Source organism: Aeromicrobium sp. P2_G6 (assembly GCF_056403535.1).
Window position 1 is genome coordinate 16,265 of record NZ_JBFUFH010000005.1, and the last position, 20,989, is coordinate 37,253.

Here is a 20,989-nt window from a genome sequence, read left to right on the forward strand (position 1 = left end):
CCACGCTTAGGTCATGTCAGGCCTCAGCTATCCTCCGTCCACCGCGATCCGCCGGGAGTTCTCCTGGTTCGGCGCAACCGATGCCGAGGCCGAAGACACTTGGCATTCGCTCAGAGCCCACGCGCCAGGCAGTACGGATCGACGTGTCCAGCGGCTGCAGTACAACAACTGGCGAGGTATCTACACAAGCGAGGTCGGCTACCTCGAGCACGATGACGTAGAAGAGTGGATTACTGCTGGCATCTTTGAGCCGGCCTCCAGTGCGAACCCTTGGCAGATTGTTATCGTTAAAGCCGCTGGCGGGTCTGTGGTTACCCGCAATCCACCGATCCTGGTTGCCAGCACAGATGTTCTCGAGATCACCGATTTCTTGCCTTGAGATCGATAGGCGCTCTTGCCTCTCCGAGCCCGACCTATCACGCGGTTCCACTACGGCAGGCGTTCGCCTTAGTCTGCAGAAGGAAGCGTCTCTAACGAGTGCTCGTGCGGCTGGCAAGCGATGCTTGTGGCTACATGATTGCTTGGAACCGTCCAAGTTTTGACGAGGTCGTTCCTCGGATCGTCGCCTGACGCGATGATAGGTGCGCAAGCGTCCGGTGCCCTCAAATTCTGAAGGTGCGCGTGCGGCATCGACAGATGATCAAGGAGTCCAGATGAGTAAGAACGAGACGTCGCCCACGGAGACGTCCGAGGTGGGACCTGCGGACACGGATGCGGCTGTGCGCGCCGTGGATGAGGGTCTTGCCTCGTTCGAGATCACGCTGTTGCCGATGTCCGAGAGTAAGGCGGGCCTGTTCGTGTACGAGGAGGCGTCCATCGACCTGGTCAAGGACCTGCGGTCAGCCGGTGTCGACGTTGGGTTCGCACATGAACCTGCGGACCGTACTTTCCACGCAGAGCGGTCCGCGGAGATCGCGGTCGCGTTCATCATCAACATCGCGAGCGCTGCCGCATGGGAGGCGCTTATGATCTCGTTGGAACTGTACCGGGCGAGGAAGCGACTGAAGGTGACGCTCGTGGAGAAGACGGCGGCGGACGGGTCGACCAAGCGCACCGTGGACTTCGACGGCAGCGGGGACGAGGTGCTTGAGGCGATGAAGCTGTACCTCGACAAGGGATCGTCGTCGTGAGGTTCTCGTGAAGCAGTGGTACTCACTCACCGACCCGATCTGCCCGACCGAGGGCAGCGACGCCGGTGACGCGACCGAGTGGATGCGTCAGCGAACGCGCGACCAGGTCCGTGCGCACCGACGCGCTGCCCGCCTTGAATTCGACGCAGCCAAGCGCTGGCACCCGATGAACAGGACCAAAGCGGAACTGCACGCACGAGCAGCACTGCAACTAGGTGCGCAGACGTACTGGCTTGCTGAGCTCACCGAACTGGCCGAACGCGAACATCGGACTCTCCATGCAATGGGCCGATGGACGGCGTCACACTTTCCGTGCCCTCTCACGTTCAAGAACGGCCAGTACTTCAACAGTTGCCCCGTATACGTAGCGGACCTGAGGATGGGCTTGTCACCGGGCTTTACTGCAAAGAAGACGTGCGCCATCTGCCGCGGTGACCTGTCCGAGTGCGTCCATCGTCGTGGTCGGCTCTACTGGGTGCGCGGTGGTGCCGGTGACGACAGCTGGTGTTCGGTGTGTGCGGGCGAGGACTGCAAGCATCGTCCCGATCGCCTCTACTTGACGTCTGTCATTGGTGTCATCGAGCACATCGACGAACTGCACGAGATCAGTTACGTCGACGTTCCGGCGCAACCGCTCGCTCGCCTGACCGAGCGGCCCATCGACACCGAACGCCTAGCCAAGCACCTCGGGCCGTCGTTCATACCGGGGGTCACGGTGAACTGTGGGCGGTGCCAGGGCCCTTACCCCGGTTTGCCTGCCGAGCGTGCCAACGCGGCCACCGAGATATTCGGATAGGTCTCGGGCTTAATCGACGGTTTCGGACCCGTCTACGGGCGACTGTTCGATGTTCTTACCGCTGGTGCTGTCAGCTGTTACGTCTTCACCTTCGGTCCGGTACAGGAACGGCTGGGCAGCGAACTCGGGATCATGGTCGCCGGCGACAAGCTTCCGTTCCCACTCCAGGATGCCTTGGTGTCCGGGACACTCTTCGACAGCCCATCTGGCGTGGATGACCGCTTCGTCGTGTCTGCCAGTTTCCTCAAGGTAATCGGCTGTTTCGAGCTGCAAGATGGCGTCGAACCTGTCGGGGAAGTCCGTCGTTCGATGCTTCTGACGATGTTCGCGACGAGCCCTAGCAAGGTCGCGCCACTGGTCTACCGTCCATCCATGGTTCCACGCCGACAACACGGCGGCGACGTACGTGCTCATAGACGGCACCTGGAGCACATGCTCGTACTCGGCCATGAACGCTTTCGCGCCGTCGTCGATCGAATCTGGCTCGATCCATGAGTGCCATAGAACGTGGATGGCAACGAGCGCGGTCCGGGCTTCAGAGTCGGGCAGAGTGGGGACGAGGGTCTCAATCTCCTTGACGACCTCGGTCAGGTTGATGCCGTCGGTCGTTCGCTTCGTGACAATGTCGATGTATGCCTCGACGGTGGCTCCGAACCGGTAGGTGGCAGTATCAGCGTCGACACCAGATCCTGACACCCAGTACTGAGGCGCCCACGGCACCTGCACAATGCCTGGGAGTGCGCCGTTGTAGTCCCAGGGTTCGGGCCGTACCTGAGGTGCCGCGTTCACAAACTCAGTGACGACATGGCGGACTAGACGCCACAGGCCGGCGATGGTGAGCATCGTTTCGTACCGGGGCACGTTGATAGTTTCCGAACCGTCAGTGAACAGCCACGCCTCGTCGCCGAGGTCCTCCAGCACGTGACTGCGCCGTGACCGGATGTCGTACGCGAGCCCCAGCATTTGTTCCAGATCGGGCCCCCGCGGAGGAGCAGCCATGCCTGTGGCGTCCTCGCGGTAGAACGACGGCGCGACCCGCGCCAGAGTGGACGAGACGAACCGTCGCTTCAGACCTGCCTGATCGGCTTCGAGGATGGCCGCCTGGACGCGCTCACGGTCGACCGTGTCTAGTGGTTCGAGTACCGGGTCGAGAATCTTCCGCTTGCGGTTGTCGTACCGGTCCCACGTCGTCGGAGAACTTCTCGCGGACTCGCTCAAGGACTCCAGTGCGGCAACCATGTCGACGTACGCTCCGGTCGGGTCGTCGACAGCACGGCGTGTGGCGTCCACGCTTCGACGAATAGCACGCGTGACCCTGGCGAAGTCGTCCCGCCCAAGACCGATGAGGGTGTCGAGAAACGCCGCAAATCTTCCCCAGGCCGCCTGGGGAAGCACAGCGTCGGGGTCGAACAGGTCCGGGATGTAACGGCTCCCGTTCCGCCGGCTGATCCGCGGGTCGCGAGGACCCGTGAGCCGTCTGACGACGTCGTGGTCGTGGAAGAACGTCCGGTTCAGCACGAACGTCATCACATACGCGACGTCATCGAGCAGATCTGAACCGCCCGTCGCGACAATCCCGCTATCGCTGCCATCCCAGTCCTGCGCTTCAAGCCGATCCACGACCTCGAGCATCAACCACGGGACGTCCCTGTTGACCGTCGAACCGGACAGACGGCCGAGAGTGAAGTCGAACGGACCGTACGCGGCGAATGCGAGGTTCGAGTAGAGAACTTGACGTTGCGGAGTCTTGTGCAGGTCAATACCTGGCCGGAAGTACTTGCCACTGGCGATCTGCAGCATCAATTGCCCGCGGTAGTTCTGGCCGCTCTTCGCCATCAACCGATGGTAAGGCCATGGCTCACGTGCACGTGGCGCTGCCCCGCTCGATCTTCGGCAGAAGAGGTGCGGCGCCGCAATGCACGCAGCGTATGTCGATCGTCCGCGAGCTCCAGTTGAAAGCGATCATCGGTTCGGAAGACCAGCCACAATCAATCGCACATTGGCATGACCCATCCCAACTTCTCGTGCAATCGCTTCAACACCCAACTTGCTGTTGGTCCAAAGTTCCAGCACTCGGTTGGTCTGTTCGGTTGCCACTGTTCGTCGCTGTGGGGGAACACCAGCCTGACGGAGAATCATTCGGATTGAGTAGTCACTGACCTGATATCGCTCCGCGAGTCCCACAATGGTCGCCTCACCAGCGGTGTACTCGCGCACAAGTAGGGTTCTATCTGACTCATTCAGCTTGTCCTTCAGCCGGCGGGGGAATGGTTTCTCCCGCGGTTCTAAGCGTTTCCGCGACGCCCAGAGGTCAGAATCCAGCCGTTGCCGGATCTCTCATCTTGGCGGGCCTTCCTGGCGAACATCGCTTCGAAGTACCCGATGGGGTACGACCAGCCGTCGGACGGTTCTCTAGCCCCGCAGTACGTGCTTGAACGGCTCGGGGTGCTTGCCGGCGACGATGCCTTATTTGTTGGGGGAGTCGGACAGCACCAGATGTGGGCGTCGCAGTTCATCTCATTTGAGCGCCCGTCGACATGGCTGAGCTCGGGTGGTCTAGGGACGATGGGTTTCTCCGTGCCGGCGGCCATGGGCGCGAAGCTGGGACGTCCTGAGGCGGCTGTCTGGTCGGTCGATGGTGATGGTTGCTTCCAGATGACGAATCAGGAACTTGCCACATGCGCCCTAGAGAGCATCCCGATCAAGGTGGCCGTCATCAACAACGAGTCGCTGGGCATGGTCCGTCAACTCCAGACGCTGTACTACGGGGAACGCATCAGCAGCGTCGCGTTGCAGCGGGGAGGCGCTGTCCAGCGCATCCCTGACTTCGCGTTGCTGGCCGAGGCGTTGGGGTGTGTAGGGCTCTCGTGCGATTCAGTCGCTGGCGTAGACGACGTCATCCGAACTGCGAATGGTGTGAACGACATGCCAGTCGTGATCGACTTCCGAGTAAATCGAGAAGCGATGGTGTGGCCGAGCATTGCCGCAGGAGCAAGCAACGACGACGTTCAGTACGCCAGAGGCCTCGCACCATCCTTCGAACAGGATGACCTCTGACGTAGCGCCTCGGTCATCCAGCCGCAATTTGAAGGACCGCCACGCTCGCACGCAGTGGTGATGAATGGTTTCTTCGATGCACCCCGTCGCCGTGTCCCCCCGGCGTCCCGTACGGTGAAAGTGGGTGCCGTCTTCACACCAGCAAAGCTGGCACTGCGTCGGCCTTCGCAGGATGCCGAACGCAATGAAGCGCATCCGCCCCGGCCTTCGGCATGAATCCTGCGCCCCCGGCGCACCCCCACGGCGAAATCAGCGGTTCTGCAGCCACGAATGCAACTGAAATGTCAGGCAAAAACTCAGTCTTGGGTCACTCGGAATGAGGGTATTCGAACTCTTCGAGGCGCCGCTGGGTGGAAAAGGTGTGTGGATGTTTGGGGGGATTCTTCGGGAGGGAACGTCGCGGATCAATCCGGCTGGTGTGACGACAGACGTGGTGCTGTAGGAGCGGCGCGTCACACCCTGTGGCGCTGCTTGGTCTACTGGCGGGCAGAGCGGAAGTCAGCGCCGCCCTCGTCGCCGAGCTGATGAACGCGCATCCGCAGTGGTGAGGCAGCCGTGACACTGCTGGACGTGGTGTGGACGTCTACCTACCTTTGACGCAACCGGACCGTATCTAAAGAGAATGGACTGAATAGGATGAGCGCCTTTGATTCCGAGCCGCCGCTCAAGGCGATTTGCACCCTGCTGGCCTTTGTTGTCCTGGTCGGGATCATCGCCGTGGGATGTGGTCTAGGGATACCTTCGTTGCTTTGACGCCCTCGGATATCGCCAGCGATGACGGATCGTGGTGGCGCCCAAAGTGCACGACAGAGCCGGCCGTGGAGCGGCTGCGCTTCAAATGTCGAATGGCTAACAACCCTTCCACACGGGAGCGCGACGCTCAGTGAAGGCCTGCGATCCCTCTTGCGCGTCCTGCGAGGCGCTAACTTTCTCAACTGTCTCGGTCTGCATGGCCCATCCGTTGTCCAGGCCCCAATCCACGGAGCGAGACAGAATGTGCTTCGAGCCGGCCAGCGCGAGCGGCGCGTTGTCGGCGATGCCGGTCGCCAACTCAATGGCCAATGCCACCGCACGGCCAGAATCGGCGACGCGGTTGATGAGGCCGACATCGTAGAGGCGCTCCACCGGCAAGGGATCGCCGGTCAATGCGATCTCCGCTGCAACGTGATACGGAATGCGCTGCGCCAGGCGGAGAAGTCCTCCTCCTGCGGCCACGAGGGATCGCTTGACCTCGGGCAGCGCGATCGTGGCGTTTCTCGCCGCCACTATGAGGTCACATGAGAGGGCCACCTCCAGACCGCCCGCGACAGCAAACCCCTCGATCGCCGCAATGATCGGCTTGCGTGGCGGCGACTGTGTGATGCCCGCGAAGCCTCGACCCGGCACCGAACCGAGGTCGCCTTCTTCCAGGAATGCTTTCAGGTCCATCCCAGCGCTGAAACCACGGCCGGCACCGCAGATCACTCCAACCGCCCGACGTGGGTCCGCATCGAGCTCGTCCACTGCTGCTGCGATTCCGCGTGCCATGTCGCCGTTGATCGCGTTGCGCGCATCGGGACGGTTAAGCGTGATCAGAAAGATCCGCTCGTCCTCGATGGCTGGATTGGTGAGGACTGACTCGTTCATCGACACTTCTTTCACTCTGGGTCATTCGATCCGGCATGCGCTCGTCTCGGGAAACGGTCGTCCGGTCAATTCAGGTATCCGCGTCCGGAATGAGCGCAAGCCAGGCGCTGCGTTCAGCTTGCGCTAGTCGGAGGGCGCTCGAATCCGCCGACCTCGCGCGTGTCCCGAGGATGGCGTCCGCCACATGCTCGCTGCTCAGTGACCGGTCTGAGTGGTTCCCGACTTCGGTGTACTTCTGCGCTATGAGCTCGTGCCAGTAGTTGTGGGCATCGACGTAGTGCTCAGTGATTTGAGGATCTAGGTGGGCGCGTATGGCGAACCCATGGCTGGCAATCCACCAGGCGTCGTAGCGCTGAGGCACGCGGAGCAACGGTGCAACCAGCTCGGAGGCCGTGGCAGGCGAGGGCTGATCAAGCGCTCGGGAGACGGTTGCGACCTCGACGATGCACCGAATGATGTCGGTCATCCGAGCGGCATAGAGATCGTCGAAGAGGCCATGAAATTCCGGATACGCGGCGAGGTACTCCGTTGCGGTCACGCCGCTTCGGCCACACAAGTGCTCAACTGCCTCGGCGCTCCACCCGTGCTGCGCGATGACCTCGGTCGCAATCCGAGTGATACGAGTTCGCACATCCACGGGATCCATGGGGCCTCTCTGTGACTGTCGTGTCGGGTTCGGTCATGGTAGGCAAGACAGATTATGCACCTTAGTGCATAATAGTCGATGCTGCTCAATCCAGAACATAGGAGATCCTCCCGATGACCCACTACCCCCGACTCTTCGAGCCTCTCGATCTGGGATTCATCACGCTGCCGAACCGGGTCATCATGGGATCGATGCACCTCGGACTTGAGGAAGCCGCCAACGGCTTCGACCGCATGGCTGAGTTTTATGCCGAGCGGGTTCGGGGGGGCGTCGGGCTCGTCGTCACGGGCGGCATCGCGCCGAACGATGAGGGCAGGCCATGGGATGACGGCGCCGCGATGACTGGAGCGGACGATGTTGCGGACCATCGGGTGATCACAAAGGCAGTCCATGCTGCTGGTGGGCGCATCGCCATGCAGATCCTGCACTACGGCCGGTATGCCAAGCATGCGCAGCTTGTGGCTCCGAGCCCCCTGCGCGCACCGATCAATTCATTCATACCCAGAGAGCTGGATTCCGCCGGGGTCGACGCCACGATTGAAGACTTCGTGAACGCGGCGGAACTTGCCCGCCAGGCGGGCTATGACGGAGTCGAGATCATGGGGTCGGAGGGATACCTCATCAACACGTTCCTCGCGTCGTGCACGAACACACGGGAGGATGAATGGGGTGGCGACGCTCAGAGTCGTGCGCGGTTCGCGCTCGAGATCGTGCGGCGAACTCGGGCGCGCCTGGGTGACGATTTCCTCGTCTTGTTCCGGCTCTCGGTCCTCGACCTCGTTCCGGGTGGCTCCACGTTGGACGAGACGATCGACCTGGCCAAGCAGCTTCAGGTGGCGGGCGTCGACATTCTCAACACCGGGGTCGGCTGGCACGAAGCTCGGGTTCCTACCATCGCAACGTCGGTGCCGCGCGCCGCGTTCGCAGCGGCGACAGCCAAGATCAAGGCAGCGGTGGACATCCCAGTGGTCGCCAGCAACCGCATCAACTCGCCCGATGTCGCTGAAGACCTGTTGGCAAGCGGTGCGGCCGACATGATCTCCATGGCCCGTCCGCTTCTGGCTGACCCGGAGTTCGTGGCAAAGGCTCGCGATGGGCATGCCGAGCGGATCAATACCTGCATCGGGTGCAACCAGGCGTGCATCGATCACACCCTCAGCGGCAAGGTCACATCCTGCCTCGTCAACCCGCGTGCGTGCAACGAGACCGCGATCGCCCTGGCGCCGACACGCGCGACGAAGCGCGTCGCCGTCGTCGGCGCCGGCCCGGCCGGGATGGCGTTCTCCTTGGCTGCAGCGCAGCGGGGTCACCGGGTGGTCCTCTATGACGCTGCCTCCACCGTCGGCGGCCAGTTCGACATCGCCCGTCGCATTCCTGGCAAGGAGGAGTTCAACGAGACACTCCGCTACTTCCGTGCCGAGCTGCCGCGGGCAGGAGTCGATCTACGCCTCGGCTCATGGGTCGAGGCGCAAGAACTGATTGACAGCGATTTCGACGAGGTGGTCCTGGCCACGGGCATCGTTCCCCGGGCCCTCGACATCGAAGGTGCGAGCCATCCTAAAGTCGTGACGTACCTGCAGGTCTTGCGCGGGGAGGTTTCTCTCGGCCCTCGAGTCGCCATCGTCGGTGCTGGCGGTATCGGTTTCGATGTGGCCGAGTTCGTCACCCAGGAGGGAGGGTCTGCCAGCCTCGATGTGACGAAGTTCTACGAGCACTGGGGTGTTGATCCGACCTTCAAGACGGCCGGTGGTGTGGTGCCTGTGCAACCTCACCGCTCTGAGCGACAGGTCTACCTGCTGCAGCGGAAGACTTCAAAGGTCGGCGCTGGTCTCGGCGTCACGACGGGGTGGATCCATCGCGCGGAGCTGGCCGCTCGAGGTGTCAAAGCCATCCCAGGGGTGTCGTACGTTCGCGTGGATGACTCGGGACTCCACGTGCTGGTCGAGGGAGAACCAGTCACGTTGGAAGTGGATCAGGTCATCGTCTGCGCAGGTCAGGAGCCAGAACGCGGATTGCTTCGGGCTCTGAAAGCCGCTGGCGTTGCAGCCCACCTGATAGGCGGTGCCGATGTGGCGGCCGAGCTGGATGCCAAGCGAGCGATCCACCAAGGGGTCTCCCTCGCCGATGCGATCTGATCACCTATCTGGTTGCGTGCGTCGTCGGCGCGGGTGCGGCGGCTGAGCGCCGAGGTCGCGCGGATGTCGAGCGATTTACCGGTACCGTTTCCTCAGCCGTCTGGTTTGAGTCGACCTCGGAAAGAGCACATGTCGCTGCGTCACGCCATACTCACCGCCCTGCTGGAGCGGCCGTCGTCCGGGCTCGACCTGGCGCGGCGCTTCGACAGGTCGATCGGCTACTTCTGGTCGGCCACGCACCAGAGCATCTATCGCGAACTTGGAATGTTGGAACGGGAGAGCCTCATCGAGTCGCTCCCGCAGCCGCCTTCGCGAGGCAAGCGAAAGCTGTACGAAGTTCTGCCAGCTGGACGCTCAGAGCTGGTCTCCTGGCTTGAGCAGTATGAGGAACCCGAGCGGAGCCGGGACGCGTTGCTGGTGCGGTTGCGTGCCGCCTCAGTCGTCGGGGTAGGACCTCTCGTGGAGCAGATGCGGTCCCATCGCGCGGCCCACGAGGAGCGACGCGCTGAATACCTGGAGATCGCCGAACGTGACTTCAGTGATCCGCAATTGGATCCAAGCGCAGAGATTCAGCACTTGATCCTCCTCGCCGGCATCGGACTCGAGCAGTACTGGATGACGTGGCTGTCAGACGCCATCGACCGTCTTTCCGAAACCGGCTCCAGCGACGCCGAGCTGTAGTATCAGCGACCGCTGAAGTTGGCCGTTCGCCGGCTCGAGAATGCGTCTCGCGCCTCAAGGAGATCTTCGCTGGGCATGAAGGCTGCATTCCAGGCGGCGACGAACCTGAGTCCTGCGCTGACGCGGCTCTCTCGCTCGTTGCCGAGCACCTCCTTGATGCCAGCCAGCACCAGTGGAGAATTCCTTGCCATCTGTTGGGCCAAATCCGTGGCAGCGGCGTACAGGCTTTCGGCGTCCGCATAGACCTTGTTGACCAGGCCGATCTGCTGCGCCTCGTCGGCCGCGATGTCGCGTCCTGTCAACGCCAGATCTCGGAGGTGCCCGTCGCCGATGATCCCGACAAGGCGTTGAAGGCTGCCGAGGTCCGCGACCATGGCCATGCGGGTCTCCCTGATGCTGAAGGTGGCGCTCTCCGTCGCAAGCCTGATGTCGACCGATGAGATGAGATCCACTCCCGCACCGATGCACCAGCCGTCCACCGCGGCGATGACGGGCTTGCTGATGGTGGCAACGCTGGAGAATGCGGTTTGGAGCTCGGCGATGGAGCGCAAGAGCGTTTGACGTTCCCCAGCAGCTGCACCAGGCCGGGCCAGATCGAGCAGGGTGTGCATGTCGACCAGGTCGAGCCCGAAAGAGAAGTGGTCCCCAGCTCCGCGGAAGATGATCGCTCGCACGTCGTCGTTCTCTTCCATCCACCTGCATGCCAGAGGCAGCTCTTCGAAGTGCGCGACGCCCATCGATGGATTCGAACCGGTGTCGAGCAACGTGACCGTGGCGACGTGCTCCCTGACCGAGATCTGGAGTGCCGAGTAGTCGGGAGGTCGCATTCCGTTCGTCCTTTGGGTCCTGAGGGGACGGGCGCCGTAGCGGAGGCCCGTGGTTCAGAACCGTACGTCACCGCATTAATCTTGACAATAGTGATTCAGCATTATAGAAATTGAGCAACCGACCGCCGCGAATGACGGTTCAACCGAGTAGGTGCACATGCTGACGGATCTCCAGCTTTCGGTACGCGATGTGACGCGCAGCTATGTTGCGCGCGAGATCTCGCCGTACATCCAGCAGTGGGAGAGCGAGGGCGAGGTACCCGAAAAGGTCTGGCGAGGGCTCGGAGAGCAGGGGTTCTTCGGCCTCGCGGTCGATCCTGAGTTCGGCGGTGCTGGCGCGGGGGTGACGGCGTGGGCACTCATGATCGAGGAGCTCGCCCAAGGCGACTGCGCCATTGCCAACCAGGTCGGTGGAACCAATTTTCCATTCGGGTCGAAGCTGGCTGAGCTGGGGAGCCCCTGGCAGCAGGCGGAGTTCCTCAAGCCTGCCGTGGCAGGCGAGTACTACATATCCCTGCTGCTGAGCGAAGCTCATGCTGGCTCAGATTTGTCGCAGATCCGTACCAAGGCGACCAGGCGAGACGGCGGCTGGGTCATCAACGGGGAGAAGGTCTGGATCACCGGAGGGGCGACCTCCGGGGCAGGGCTCCTGCTTGCGACGACCGATCCCGATGCAGGAGTCCGAGGTTTAACACTATTCCTCGTCCGGCCCGACATGCCGGGATACAACGTCGTCAGGCGCGAGCCGAAGATGGGCCACCGCGTCGTCGACATCTGTCAGATCTCACTCGATGATCTTGAGCTCACCGATGATCACGTGCTGGGCGAAGTGGGAACGGGGTATCGCAACATCCTCGACGGGCTGGACACCAGTCGGATCGGAGTTGCCGCCCAAAGCGTCGGCGTCGCGCAGCGAGCGTTCGACTTGGCACTCGACTACGCCAAGGAGAGGACGACTTTCGGCCAACCGATCTTCCAGCACCAAGCCATCGGCTTCAAGCTCGCCGAGATGGCGACAAGCATTGAGGTTGCCCGGCAGATGTACCTGAGGGCAGCGGCCCTCAAGGAGTCGGGTGTTCGTTCGGTGCGGGAATCTGCCATGGCCAAGCTCTTCGCTTCCGAGATGGCGGAGTCCGTCTGCAGCGATGCGGTGCAGATCTTCGGCGGTGCCGGCTTCGCTGGCGGCGGCATGGTGGAAAAGCTCTACCGGGACCAGCGGATCCTGCAGATCTACGAGGGAACCAGCGAAATCTTGAAAATGCTCATCCAGAGGGAGTTGGCGTGACTCAACAGTTGACGAACAAGGTGGCGCTGGTGACGGGCGGAGGCAATGGCATCGGGGCAGCCATCGTAAGGCGCCTGGCCGAGTCCGGAGCGTCCGTCGGCATCATCGATCGCGATGAAGCATCTGCCCGATCGATTGCTGCCGAGCTGGAAACATCTGGCGTGACCACCGCCGTCGTGGTGGCCGACATCAGCGACAACTCGGCGGTGGTCAGCGGGGTGGACGCGATCGAGGCGGCACTCGGACCGATCGACATCCTCGTCAACAACGCCGGATGGGACTCTCTCAAACCCTTCCTCGACAATGACGAAGCCCATCGTGACCTGATCATGGACATCAACCTGAAGGGTCCGATCAACGTGACACACGCCGTGCTCACCAAGATGGTCGGCCGTGGCCGTGGCCGCGTCGTCACGATCTCGTCGGACGCTGGGCGCGTCGGGTCCACCGGGCAAGCCGTCTACTCAGCCTGCAAGGCCGGCATGATCGCATTGACGAAGTCGACCGCCAGGGAAGTGGCGCGTCACGGCATCACGCTGAATGTGGTGGCGCCCGGTCCTACTCGGACCCGGATGATGGAAGAGGCGCTCGACGGTGACGACGCCAGTGCCAAGCACGTTCTCGAGCGGATGACCAAGGCCGTACCCATGCGTCGTATGGGGGAGCCTGAGGACGTCGCGGGCATAGCAGTATTCCTTGCGACCGACGATGCTTCTTTCATCACGGGCCAGGTCATCAGCGTTTCCGGTGGCCTCACGATGCACGGCTAGAAAGGGCTAGAGGATGAACGTCGTTGAATTCATGGTGGGACTTGAGACCACCGTCGGTGACCGCCCGATCATCTACTTCCGGGATCGCGGTCTCACAGCGAGTGCCTTCAGGACCTTGGTTTCAGAGGCGAACGCGGAGCTGGACACGGCCGAAGTCGGTATAGGCGATCGGGTGGCACTGTTTGCCTCCAATCGTCCGGAGTGGTTGGCCATCTACTGTGCCTGTCTGGCACGAGGTGCGACCCTGGTCCCGCTCAACCCGGCCTTGTCGGAGTCGGAGGTTGCCTTCATCCTCGATGACTGTGCTCCGTCGCTGCTGATCGTCGACGACAGGAATCTGCCTCGTGTCCCAGGTGATCTGACAATTCCAGTTGATGTCCTGGTCGACCCGGAAGCTCAGTCTTGGGACGAGGACGACGCGAGCAAGTGGCCGCAGGTCGTGGATCTGGACGAGATGCACCCTGCGCTGATCCATTACACATCCGGCACCACCGGTCATCCTAAAGGTGCGGTGCTGCCACACTCCGGAGTCGCCGCAACCCTCAGCCGGACGACCACATGGGTCGCCTCCACGGCGGACGACACGATCCTCATCAACGGATCGCTCGCGTTCATCATGCACTCCACGATCGCAGCGATGGGGCACATCGCCATCGGCGCGACCGTGGTTCTGCAAGAGCGATTCCATCCGGCTGAGGCGATCGAAGCGATCGACCGCTACAAGGCCACGGTCATCATGTGGGTGCCGACCATGTACGTCATGGTGTGCGAATGGATCGAGTCGCATCCGGCGGAGCACGTCGGCTCCCTAGCCAGCCTGCGGGCATGCGTCTCGTCCGCAGCGAGTCTGCCGTGGAGCCTGGTGGAGCGTATGCGTGCCGCCACCGGCAAGACCATCTACAACGCCTGGGGCATGACCGAGGGGACCCCGTTGACGGGGTTCCCGCCAGGCTCCTCACCAGTTCCTGACTCAGTCGGCCCGCCGATCGGCGACAGCAAGATCCGCATCCTCGACGCGGACGGATCGGAGGCCGACATCGACGAGGTCGGTGAGATCACCTTCCGTAGTCCCAGCAACATGATCGAGTACTTCAACCGACCCGAGGCCACGAGGGAGACCATCATCGACGGTTGGGTGCACTCCGGGGATCTCGGTCGTCGCGACAAGGACGGGAACATCTACATCTCCGGTCGCATCAAGGACATGATCATACGGGGCGGTGCGAACATCTATCCCGCCGAGATTGAGTCGGTGCTGACGGATCACCCTGCCGTGGCGGAGGCGGCGGTGATCGGTGTTCCCGATGAGCGGTTCGGAGAGTTCCCCGTGGGCTACGTGGTCCTTCGACACGGTGAGCTCACAGATGGCGAGATGTTGATCGAGTACTGCAGCTCCCGTCTCTCCTCCTACAAGGTCCCCGTCTGGATCTCAGTGGTTGACGATCTCCCTCGCGGTCCCACCGGCAAGACGTTGAAGCGCGTTCTGCGTGACCAGGCCGCTGCCGGCAATTCTCCAACCAAGCACTGATTGGAACGTCATGGAAACCATCCAAGCTGAACAGATCTCCACGGGCCATGGGCTCCTGGAAGGACCTCTCTGGACGCCGGAGGGTCTGCTCGTGGCCGACGCCGTGGCGGGGGGAGTGCTCCGTATCACCGACTCAGGCTTCACCGAGACGGTCATCGAGCACAGGCGGGGCATCGGCGGAATGGCCATGCACGCTGATGGCGGGCTCGTGATCAGCGGCCGGAACGTGGCCGTCAAAGGGCTCGTCGGTAGCGACAACACGGAAACCCACGTGCTGCGTGACAACGACCCGTCCAAAGGCGTGGTCGGGTACAACGATTTGACGGTCGACGCCCACGGTCGCCTGTATGTGGGTTCGCTGGCCTTCGTTGCCTCAGAATCGCGAGACGCCGACAAACCCGGTCAGCTCTATTGCCTCGACCTGGATGGCTCGGCACGCGTGGTGGCAGAAGACATCCTGCTCACCAACGGGCTCGGATTCTCGCCCGACGGCTCCCTGCTGTATCACGCCGACACGCTGCGCTCGACCGTCAACGTGTATGACGTGGACGACCGAGGCGGACTCGGCCCCAAGCGATCCTTCGTGTCCACCGGGGACGGGGGCCACCCTGACGGGCTCGCCGTGGATGCTGCAGGAAATGTGTGGGTCGCCCTACCGCACAGCGGTCAGGTTGGTTGCTTCAACCCCAGTGGAGAGCGTGTCGCCACGATCCAGATCGACGTCCCGATGGTGACGAGCTTGACCTTCGGCGGCGAAGATCTCCGTGACGTGTACATCGTGTCCGGCTCCGAAGGTCTCGACACTGACCGGGGAGCCGGCGTGTTCACGGCACGCGTCGACACTCCCGGTCTGCCTGCGGCCGTGTGCCGGGTTGAGTTGTGAGCAGGCTGGGCAGTCTGCGTACTTCGGATGACGGCCGATGAGCCCCGCCGCGTCCGACGCAGACCGTCAGCAGCTGAATTCTGGGACTGGGGAAGTTCGTGAACTGCATCGGTTCGATGAGTCTCGATTGACCTATTGGCTCCGGTCGAACGTGACTGAGTTCGCGGGCCCCCTGAAGGTCACGCAGTTCCGCGGCGGCCAGTCCAACCCGACCTATCAATTGAGCACACCTGAGGCCGACTACGTGCTGCGGCGCAAGCCGCCGGGTGAGCTGCTTCCGGGAGCGCATGCCGTTGACCGGGAGGCGCGGGTCATGGCGGCGCTGAGCGGCGTCGGTTTTCCGGTCCCGAAGATCCTCGCCGAGTCTCAGGATGAGTCCGTCATCGGCACGGCGTTCTATGTGATGGGACACGTGGAGGGACGAATCTTCTGGGACAGCGCCATGCCAGGAATTGCCCCTCGTGACCGCACCATGATGTTCGACGACATGAATCGAGTCGTGGCCGCACTGCACTCGGTGGACCCCGACGCAGTCGCGTTGGGCGACTTCGGGCGCAAGGGTGGCTACCTGCGTCGTCAGCTGGATCGATGGTCCCGACAGTACGAGTCGGGCCCTGGCGAGCGCGACGCAGACATCGACTGGCTGCAAGCGTGGCTCCGCGAGAGAGTGCCTACCGATGAGCGCGTCTCCATCACGCACGGAGACATCAAGTGCGACAACTTCATCTTCCACCCCACGGAGCCTCGCGTGGTCGCGGTTCTCGATTGGGAGCTTGCCACGTTGGGCGATCCGCTCGCTGACTTCGGCTACAACGCCTTGATGTACCACCTGCCGAGCGATCTCGCCGGCGGTCTGGGTGCTCGTTCGGTCGAGCAGCTCGCCGTACTGGGGATTCCCTCTGAGGCTGAGTACGTGGCGAAGTACTGTGAGCGGACGGCGCGCCAAGACATCGACGATCTGGACCTCTATTTGGCCTTCAACGCCTTTCGGCTCTACGCGATCATGCACGGCATCCGAGCGAGGATCGAGCACGGCACGGCAGCGTCGCCGCACGCCAGCCAGATGATCTCGTCGATGCCTCAGCTCGCGAAGCTCGGTAGACACCTGGCAGAACGTGCCGGCGATTGACCAGTTGGCGTCCGTCAACCGGGTCACGTCCGCGACCCACTGGAGTGATCAGCTGAGCAGTTGGCTGGTGAACATCGGCTGTCGACGCTCATCGAACGCGGCGATGCCCTCTCGAAGATCCGATCCGGAGAAGGAGTCGACCCGCAGCTGACGGAGCGCGGCGGACTCGATTGGACGGTCCAGCGCTTGAGCGATCACCAGCTTCGTCAGCCGGATCGCGTACTGCGATTGCTTGGCGAGACGGTCCGTGTACTTGACGACCTCCTCGTCCAAGCTGGTCGCCGCCACCGTCTTGTCGACGAGTCCCAGGCGGTGTGCGGTCGACGCGTCGATCCGGCGAGCCGTGAAGAGCAGGTCGCGGGCCGCGCCGACTCCGACCAGCTCGATCAGGCGGCGCGTGGAATCCACGCTGTACGCCACGCCGAGGCTTGTGGGTGGCGTGGCGAACGTGGAGGTGTTGGTGGCGATGCGCAGGTCGCAGGCCATGGCGATCTCTAGTCCTCCACCGATGCAAAAGCCGTTGATCACTGCGATCGTCACTCGTCGGCACTGCGAGATGCTCGCCTCCGCCGACGCGATCGCATCGATGTACTCGCTCCCAGCCGGCGGATCGTCGAGTGCCGACCGTAGGTCTGAGATGTCTGCTCCGGCTGCAAAGGCTTCATCGCCTGCTCCGCGAATGACCACGGCGACCACCTCCGGCTGCGCCTCGGCTTGCGCGATCAGGCCAGGGATCGCGAGCCACATACTGTGGTTCAGAGCGTTGCGTGCCTCCTGCCGGTCGATCGTGAGGGTGGCCATGGGCCCGGCGACCGAGAGGCGTACTTCACCATCAGCCTGCTCCGGGCTCACCGCTCGTTCCCGCCGTCGACGCGGTCCGGGTGGTCCCGGTCCGAAACCCCGAAGTATGACTCAGACGCTCCTAGCCCGGGGGCTGATCGTTCGTCTGTGCGTCGAAACCCCTGATGAAGGGGGGTGGGTATCGCCGCGAACCTCTGGCCGGCCGCGCGCGCGGTCTCCTCGAACGTCCTACGAGCCGCCCAGTGCGGGTGGGCATAGGCGTCTTCTGGCGTGGTCATGACTGAGACACACACATCGACGCCGTCGAAGAGGGATCGCCAGTGGGCGCCGTCGTGTTGGGAGAATCGCTCCGCCAGTTGCGCTTGGACGGTCTTCCCGTCGGCGTCCTCCGTCCTCAGCTCGGCAGGGATCGCGAGCATGTCGCACAAGCGGAGCCAGAAACGCTCTTCCAGGGCGGCCACCGCCACCACGGCGCCGTCGGCCGCCGCGTACAGCGCATAACGGGGCGACCCGCCGGCTGGGTGGGAGCTACCCGGGGCGCTCGACTTCCCGGAGACGTCCACCTGGGTCCGAGTCCACCAGTGCCAGAAGAAGACGTTTTCCGTCATGGCAATGTCCAGATGGCTTCCTTGTCCGGTCAGCTCGACCGACCGCAGTGCCAGAAGGATGTTGACGACGGCCGGGTATGTCCCGCCCCCGATGTCTGCGATCAGTGTCGGTGGAAGATGAGGGACGCCCTGGGAGTGCGTACGTTGTGCCGACGCGAGCAAGCCAGCGTCGACCAGGTAGTTCAGGTCGTGCCCGGCCTTGGATGCCAGTGGGCCGTGCTGTCCGTATCCGGTGATCGAGCAATAGACGATACGTGGGTTGAGCGAGTGCGCGCGTTGGTAGCCGACTCCCAGCCTGTCCATCACTCCGGGACGGAACTGCTCAATCAGGACGTCGGCCTGGGCGATCAGCGGTTCGAGCTCAACGATCGCTGACGGGTCCTTCAGATCGATCGCGATGCTGCGCTTGCCGCGATTCAGGTTTTCGAAGTCCCAGGGCTCGAAGATGCGCATCTCGTCTCCGACGACCGGGCGCTCGACCTTGATGACATCCGCGCCGGCGTCGGACAGGAGCAGGCTGGCCAGCGGTCCCGGCACCAGGGTCGAGAAGTCCAGCACGCGGACACCGGCGAGGGGCAGTTGTGACGTCATGGGTCGGGACTCTTTCCGCTTCGGCTTGGATCGGTAATACTGATTCAGTATTTCAGGTTTTCGTCTAGTATGCATCAGACCGCTAAGTCGAGGAGGCACAAAGGTGAAACCCCCGAAGACGACCGTGACACGTTCGCCGGAGGCAGACGTCGATCTGCGACACACCGATCGCAGTCGAGAGCTTCAGCAGCGGTTGAGCGCGTTCATGCATGAGCACGTGTACCCGGCCGAGCGGGCCGTGCACCAGGAGATCGAGCGACTGGGCCCTTGGGCCGTGTACCCGACGGTGCTCGGGCTGAGAGAGAAGGCCAAGAGCGACGGATTGTGGAACCTGTTCATGCCCGCGTCCCCCAATGGGCAGGGATTGACGAACATGGAGTACGCCCCCCTCGCCGAAATCATGGGGCGAGTCCTGTTCGGGGCGGAGGTGTTCAACTGCTCAGCCCCCGATTCGGGCAACATGGAGGTGCTCCACAAGTACGGCACTCCCGAACAGCAGGCGCGCTGGTTGTCACCGTTGCTCGACGGAACGATCCGTTCGGCCTTTGCCATGACGGAGCCCGACGTTGCGTCGTCTGATGCTACGGCCATCTCGAGCTCCATCGTTCGCGATGGGGACGAATACGTCATCAACGGGCGGAAGTGGTACACGAGCGGTGCGACCCATCCGAACTGCGAAATCATGATCTTCATGGGCAGGACGGACCCCGATGCGGAACGTCACCAGCAGCAGAGCATGGTGCTCATCCCACGAGCCACCCCCGGCGTGCACGTGGCTCGTACGCTGCCTGTGCTCGGCTCCTATCTCGACCGCGCGTGCGAGGTGTGGTTCGACGACGTTCGCATCCCGGTTGAGAACGTCTTGTTGGGAGAGGGGCGTGGGTTCGAGATTGCGCAGGGTCGACTGGGGCCCGGTCGCATGCACCACTGCATGAGACTCATTGGTCTGAGCGAACGAGTCCTCGAGCGCATGTGTCGACGTGTCGACAGTCGCCACACCTTCGGCCGCACCATTGCGGAACAAACCGTGACCCTCGAGCGCATCGCTGAAGCTCGAATCCGTATCGAGCAGGCGCGGCTTCTGACCATGAAGGCTTCCTGGATGATGGACACCGTCGGAAACTCGGCGGCGCGCCAAGAGATCGCGATGATCAAGGTTGCCGCTCCCGCGCTCGCGCATCAGGTCGTGGACTGGGCCATCCAGGCGTTCGGCGGTGCCGGCCTGACCAACGACTTCCTGCTGAGCTCGATGTTCGCAAATGCGCGGTCGATGAGACTCTTGGACGGACCGGACGAGGTCCATCGGAACCAGATCGGACGCCTTGAGCTTCAGCGGCAGCGCGCGAGATCGGACATGGAGACCTCGGCTGAGGTGCTTTCCCGCGACGACGCGGTCGCGATGTCCGACTCCGGTCTGTGGCCTCGCCCGGCAGAGTGGCCGAACCTTTCCGTGGCGACGTCACCGGCAGAGCGGCAGGTCTGAGATGCGCGCACTGGTGTCAGTAGCGGCTGGTGGTCCAGAGATGTTGGAATGGAATGATCTGCCCGAGCCGCTGCCTGGGTCGGGTGAAGTTCGTGTCTCGGTTCGTGCCGTCGGGCTCAACGCGACCGATCTGCTCATGATGCGCGATCTTTACCAAGACAAGGTGGCTCGCCCGTATTCACCTGGCGGTGAGATCGCTGGCGTGGTCGAGGCGATGGGCGAGGGCGTATGCGAGTTCGCCGTCGGGGACCAAGTCGTCGCGATCACGGGCTCGGGGGGGTTGCGAGAGCAGATTGTCCTGCCGGCGTCGAGCCTGATCCGTATTCCCAGCGGCGTCTCGTTCGAAGAGGCGTCTGTCCTGCCCATTGCGTATGCGAGTGCCCTGCATGCCCTGCAGGACCGGGCGCACCTGGCTTCGGGCGAGCGTGTGCTGGTCACCGGCGCTGGGGCGGGCATCGGGCTCGCGACCGTGCAGATCGCCACGATATTGGGGGCTGAGGTGGTGGCCGCCTGTTCGACGGACGAAAAGGTCGAGGCTGCTCTGGCGGGAGGCGCGATCCGTGGGCTGGCGTATTCGCGCAAGGGCGAACATGTGCCGGATCGGCGTGAGCTGCGGCGCCTGTTCGCTGATGCCGTGGGGGAAGGTGGCGCAGATGTCGTCGTCGATCCGGTGAGCGGTCCATATGCTGATGCGGCTGCCCGTGCATTGGGGCGCGAAGGGCGATACGTGCTGGTCGGATTCGCGGCGGGCGTGGGTCCGCTACCGAACAATGTGGTCCTGGTCAAGCAAGCCTCTGTGGTCGGATCGGCTCTCGGTGAGTACCTCAAGGTGCGGCCGGAGCGCCTGGGAACGCTCATGACCCAGCTCTTCGAATGGTGCGTCGCCGGGACTCTGAGGCCTAGTATCACGTCCGTGGTGTCACTGGACCGGGCTGTCGAGGGACTTGGCATGCTGGACCGTCGCGCGATCACCGGGAAAGTGGTCGTGCAGGTCGGGAGATGAACCATTAACA

Annotated in this window: 19 protein-coding genes; 13 read left to right on the forward strand and 6 right to left on the reverse strand. The window is 63.0% G+C overall.

Annotated features, from left to right (window positions below; all coding sequences use genetic code 11):
* Window positions 1-13 precede the first annotated feature (13 nt).
* From AC1DVU_RS15750 to AC1DVU_RS15760, 3 genes are all read left to right on the forward strand, one after another.
* Entirely contained in the window at window positions 14-379 is a 366-nt protein-coding gene (locus tag AC1DVU_RS15750) for a hypothetical protein (RefSeq protein WP_476923404.1), read from the forward strand.
* Between the two features lie 340 nt (window positions 380-719).
* Window positions 720-1,130 (forward strand): hypothetical protein, encoded by a 411-nt coding sequence (locus AC1DVU_RS15755; RefSeq protein ID WP_476923405.1) that lies wholly within the window; start codon window positions 720-722, stop codon window positions 1,128-1,130.
* Between the two features lie 7 nt (window positions 1,131-1,137).
* The gene (locus AC1DVU_RS15760) at window positions 1,138-1,926 is read left to right on the forward strand and encodes a hypothetical protein (RefSeq protein ID WP_476923406.1); all 789 of its coding nucleotides are present in this window, start codon (window positions 1,138-1,140) and stop codon (window positions 1,924-1,926) included.
* Between the two features lie 9 nt (window positions 1,927-1,935).
* Here the strand turns inward: AC1DVU_RS15760 and AC1DVU_RS15765 are convergent, their stop codons facing one another.
* Window positions 1,936-3,762, reverse strand: a complete 1,827-nt coding sequence (locus tag AC1DVU_RS15765) for a hypothetical protein (protein ID WP_476923407.1) — start codon at window positions 3,760-3,762, stop codon at window positions 1,936-1,938.
* A 489-nt stretch (window positions 3,763-4,251) separates the two neighbouring features.
* Here AC1DVU_RS15765 and AC1DVU_RS15770 point away from each other — a divergent pair, with 489 nt between their 5' ends.
* Entirely contained in the window at window positions 4,252-4,983 is a 732-nt protein-coding gene (locus AC1DVU_RS15770) for a thiamine pyrophosphate-dependent enzyme (protein WP_476923408.1), read from the forward strand.
* A gap of 849 nt (window positions 4,984-5,832) precedes the next feature.
* Here AC1DVU_RS15770 and AC1DVU_RS15775 read toward each other — a convergent pair.
* Both AC1DVU_RS15775 and AC1DVU_RS15780 read right to left on the reverse strand, forming a co-directional pair.
* A complete protein-coding gene (locus AC1DVU_RS15775) occupies window positions 5,833-6,609 on the reverse strand; it encodes a crotonase/enoyl-CoA hydratase family protein (RefSeq protein WP_476923409.1) in 777 nt (258 codons plus the stop codon).
* A 70-nt stretch (window positions 6,610-6,679) separates the two neighbouring features.
* Complete coding sequence (locus tag AC1DVU_RS15780; protein ID WP_476923410.1) at window positions 6,680-7,255, reverse strand: hypothetical protein; 576 nt, start codon at window positions 7,253-7,255, stop codon at window positions 6,680-6,682.
* 113 nt (window positions 7,256-7,368) lie between these two features.
* On the opposite strand from AC1DVU_RS15780, the gene AC1DVU_RS15785 reads away from it, so the two are divergent.
* Complete coding sequence (locus tag AC1DVU_RS15785) at window positions 7,369-9,390, forward strand: oxidoreductase (RefSeq protein ID WP_476923411.1); 2,022 nt, start codon at window positions 7,369-7,371, stop codon at window positions 9,388-9,390.
* Window positions 9,391-9,519: 129 nt separating this feature from the next.
* Window positions 9,520-10,071, forward strand: coding sequence for a PadR family transcriptional regulator (locus AC1DVU_RS15790; protein ID WP_476923412.1), 552 nt, complete (start codon window positions 9,520-9,522; stop codon window positions 10,069-10,071).
* 2 nt (window positions 10,072-10,073) lie between these two features.
* On the opposite strand, the gene AC1DVU_RS15795 is transcribed toward AC1DVU_RS15790, so the two are convergent.
* Window positions 10,074-10,898 carry a crotonase/enoyl-CoA hydratase family protein gene (locus tag AC1DVU_RS15795; protein WP_476923413.1) on the reverse strand — a complete coding sequence of 275 codons (825 nt, stop codon included), beginning with the start codon at window positions 10,896-10,898 and terminating at the stop codon, window positions 10,074-10,076.
* A gap of 157 nt (window positions 10,899-11,055) precedes the next feature.
* Here AC1DVU_RS15795 and AC1DVU_RS15800 point away from each other — a divergent pair, with 157 nt between their 5' ends.
* From AC1DVU_RS15800 to AC1DVU_RS15820, 5 genes are all read left to right on the forward strand, one after another.
* A complete protein-coding gene (locus tag AC1DVU_RS15800; RefSeq protein ID WP_476923414.1) occupies window positions 11,056-12,183 on the forward strand; it encodes an acyl-CoA dehydrogenase family protein in 1,128 nt (375 codons plus the stop codon).
* The gene (locus AC1DVU_RS15805) at window positions 12,180-12,953 is read left to right on the forward strand and encodes an SDR family NAD(P)-dependent oxidoreductase (RefSeq protein ID WP_476923415.1); all 774 of its coding nucleotides are present in this window, start codon (window positions 12,180-12,182) and stop codon (window positions 12,951-12,953) included. The genes AC1DVU_RS15800 and AC1DVU_RS15805 overlap by 4 nt, the downstream gene beginning before the upstream one ends.
* A gap of 31 nt (window positions 12,954-12,984) precedes the next feature.
* Window positions 12,985-14,481: a class I adenylate-forming enzyme family protein gene (locus AC1DVU_RS15810; RefSeq protein WP_476923791.1), complete on the forward strand. Its 1,497-nt coding sequence runs from the start codon at window positions 12,985-12,987 to the stop codon at window positions 14,479-14,481.
* On the forward strand, window positions 14,441-15,364 hold the full coding sequence (locus tag AC1DVU_RS15815; protein ID WP_476923416.1) for an SMP-30/gluconolactonase/LRE family protein: 924 nt from the start codon (window positions 14,441-14,443) through the stop codon (window positions 15,362-15,364). The genes AC1DVU_RS15810 and AC1DVU_RS15815 overlap by 41 nt, the downstream gene beginning before the upstream one ends.
* Before the next feature lie 151 nt (window positions 15,365-15,515).
* Window positions 15,516-16,493 carry a phosphotransferase family protein gene (locus tag AC1DVU_RS15820; protein WP_476923417.1) on the forward strand — a complete coding sequence of 326 codons (978 nt, stop codon included), beginning with the start codon at window positions 15,516-15,518 and terminating at the stop codon, window positions 16,491-16,493.
* Window positions 16,494-16,541: 48 nt separating this feature from the next.
* On the opposite strand, the gene AC1DVU_RS15825 is transcribed toward AC1DVU_RS15820, so the two are convergent.
* Together AC1DVU_RS15825 and AC1DVU_RS15830 are read right to left on the reverse strand one after the other, a co-directional pair.
* On the reverse strand, window positions 16,542-17,345 hold the full coding sequence (locus tag AC1DVU_RS15825) for an enoyl-CoA hydratase/isomerase family protein (protein ID WP_476923418.1): 804 nt from the start codon (window positions 17,343-17,345) through the stop codon (window positions 16,542-16,544).
* Window positions 17,342-18,568 (reverse strand): CaiB/BaiF CoA transferase family protein, encoded by a 1,227-nt coding sequence (locus AC1DVU_RS15830; RefSeq protein WP_476923419.1) that lies wholly within the window; start codon window positions 18,566-18,568, stop codon window positions 17,342-17,344. The genes AC1DVU_RS15825 and AC1DVU_RS15830 overlap by 4 nt, the downstream gene beginning before the upstream one ends.
* Before the next feature lie 49 nt (window positions 18,569-18,617).
* Here AC1DVU_RS15830 and AC1DVU_RS15835 point away from each other — a divergent pair, with 49 nt between their 5' ends.
* Both AC1DVU_RS15835 and AC1DVU_RS15840 read left to right on the forward strand, forming a co-directional pair.
* Complete coding sequence (locus AC1DVU_RS15835; RefSeq protein ID WP_476923792.1) at window positions 18,618-19,976, forward strand: acyl-CoA dehydrogenase family protein; 1,359 nt, start codon at window positions 18,618-18,620, stop codon at window positions 19,974-19,976.
* A 1-nt stretch (window position 19,977) separates the two neighbouring features.
* Window positions 19,978-20,979 (forward strand): NADPH:quinone oxidoreductase family protein, encoded by a 1,002-nt coding sequence (locus AC1DVU_RS15840; RefSeq protein ID WP_476923420.1) that lies wholly within the window; start codon window positions 19,978-19,980, stop codon window positions 20,977-20,979.
* Window positions 20,980-20,989: the final 10 nt, after the last annotated feature.

Excerpts from the sequence above, each read along its gene's own strand:
- AC1DVU_RS15840 (WP_476923420.1), top strand. The coding sequence starts at position 19,978 with ATGCGCGCACTGGTGTCAGTAGCGGCTGGTGGTCCAGAGATGTTGGAA.
- AC1DVU_RS15775 (WP_476923409.1), bottom strand. The coding sequence starts at position 6,609 with ATGAACGAGTCAGTCCTCACCAATCCAGCCATCGAGGACGAGCGGATC.
- AC1DVU_RS15790 (WP_476923412.1), top strand. The coding sequence starts at position 9,520 with ATGTCGCTGCGTCACGCCATACTCACCGCCCTGCTGGAGCGGCCGTCG.
- AC1DVU_RS15765 (WP_476923407.1), bottom strand. The coding sequence starts at position 3,762 with ATGGCGAAGAGCGGCCAGAACTACCGCGGGCAATTGATGCTGCAGATC.
- AC1DVU_RS15800 (WP_476923414.1), top strand. The coding sequence starts at position 11,056 with ATGCTGACGGATCTCCAGCTTTCGGTACGCGATGTGACGCGCAGCTAT.
- AC1DVU_RS15750 (WP_476923404.1), top strand. The coding sequence starts at position 14 with ATGTCAGGCCTCAGCTATCCTCCGTCCACCGCGATCCGCCGGGAGTTC.
- AC1DVU_RS15780 (WP_476923410.1), bottom strand. The coding sequence starts at position 7,255 with ATGGATCCCGTGGATGTGCGAACTCGTATCACTCGGATTGCGACCGAG.
- AC1DVU_RS15785 (WP_476923411.1), top strand. The coding sequence starts at position 7,369 with ATGACCCACTACCCCCGACTCTTCGAGCCTCTCGATCTGGGATTCATC.
- AC1DVU_RS15810 (WP_476923791.1), top strand. The coding sequence starts at position 12,985 with ATGGTGGGACTTGAGACCACCGTCGGTGACCGCCCGATCATCTACTTC.
- AC1DVU_RS15795 (WP_476923413.1), bottom strand. The coding sequence starts at position 10,898 with ATGCGACCTCCCGACTACTCGGCACTCCAGATCTCGGTCAGGGAGCAC.
- AC1DVU_RS15830 (WP_476923419.1), bottom strand. The coding sequence starts at position 18,568 with ATGCATACTAGACGAAAACCTGAAATACTGAATCAGTATTACCGATCC.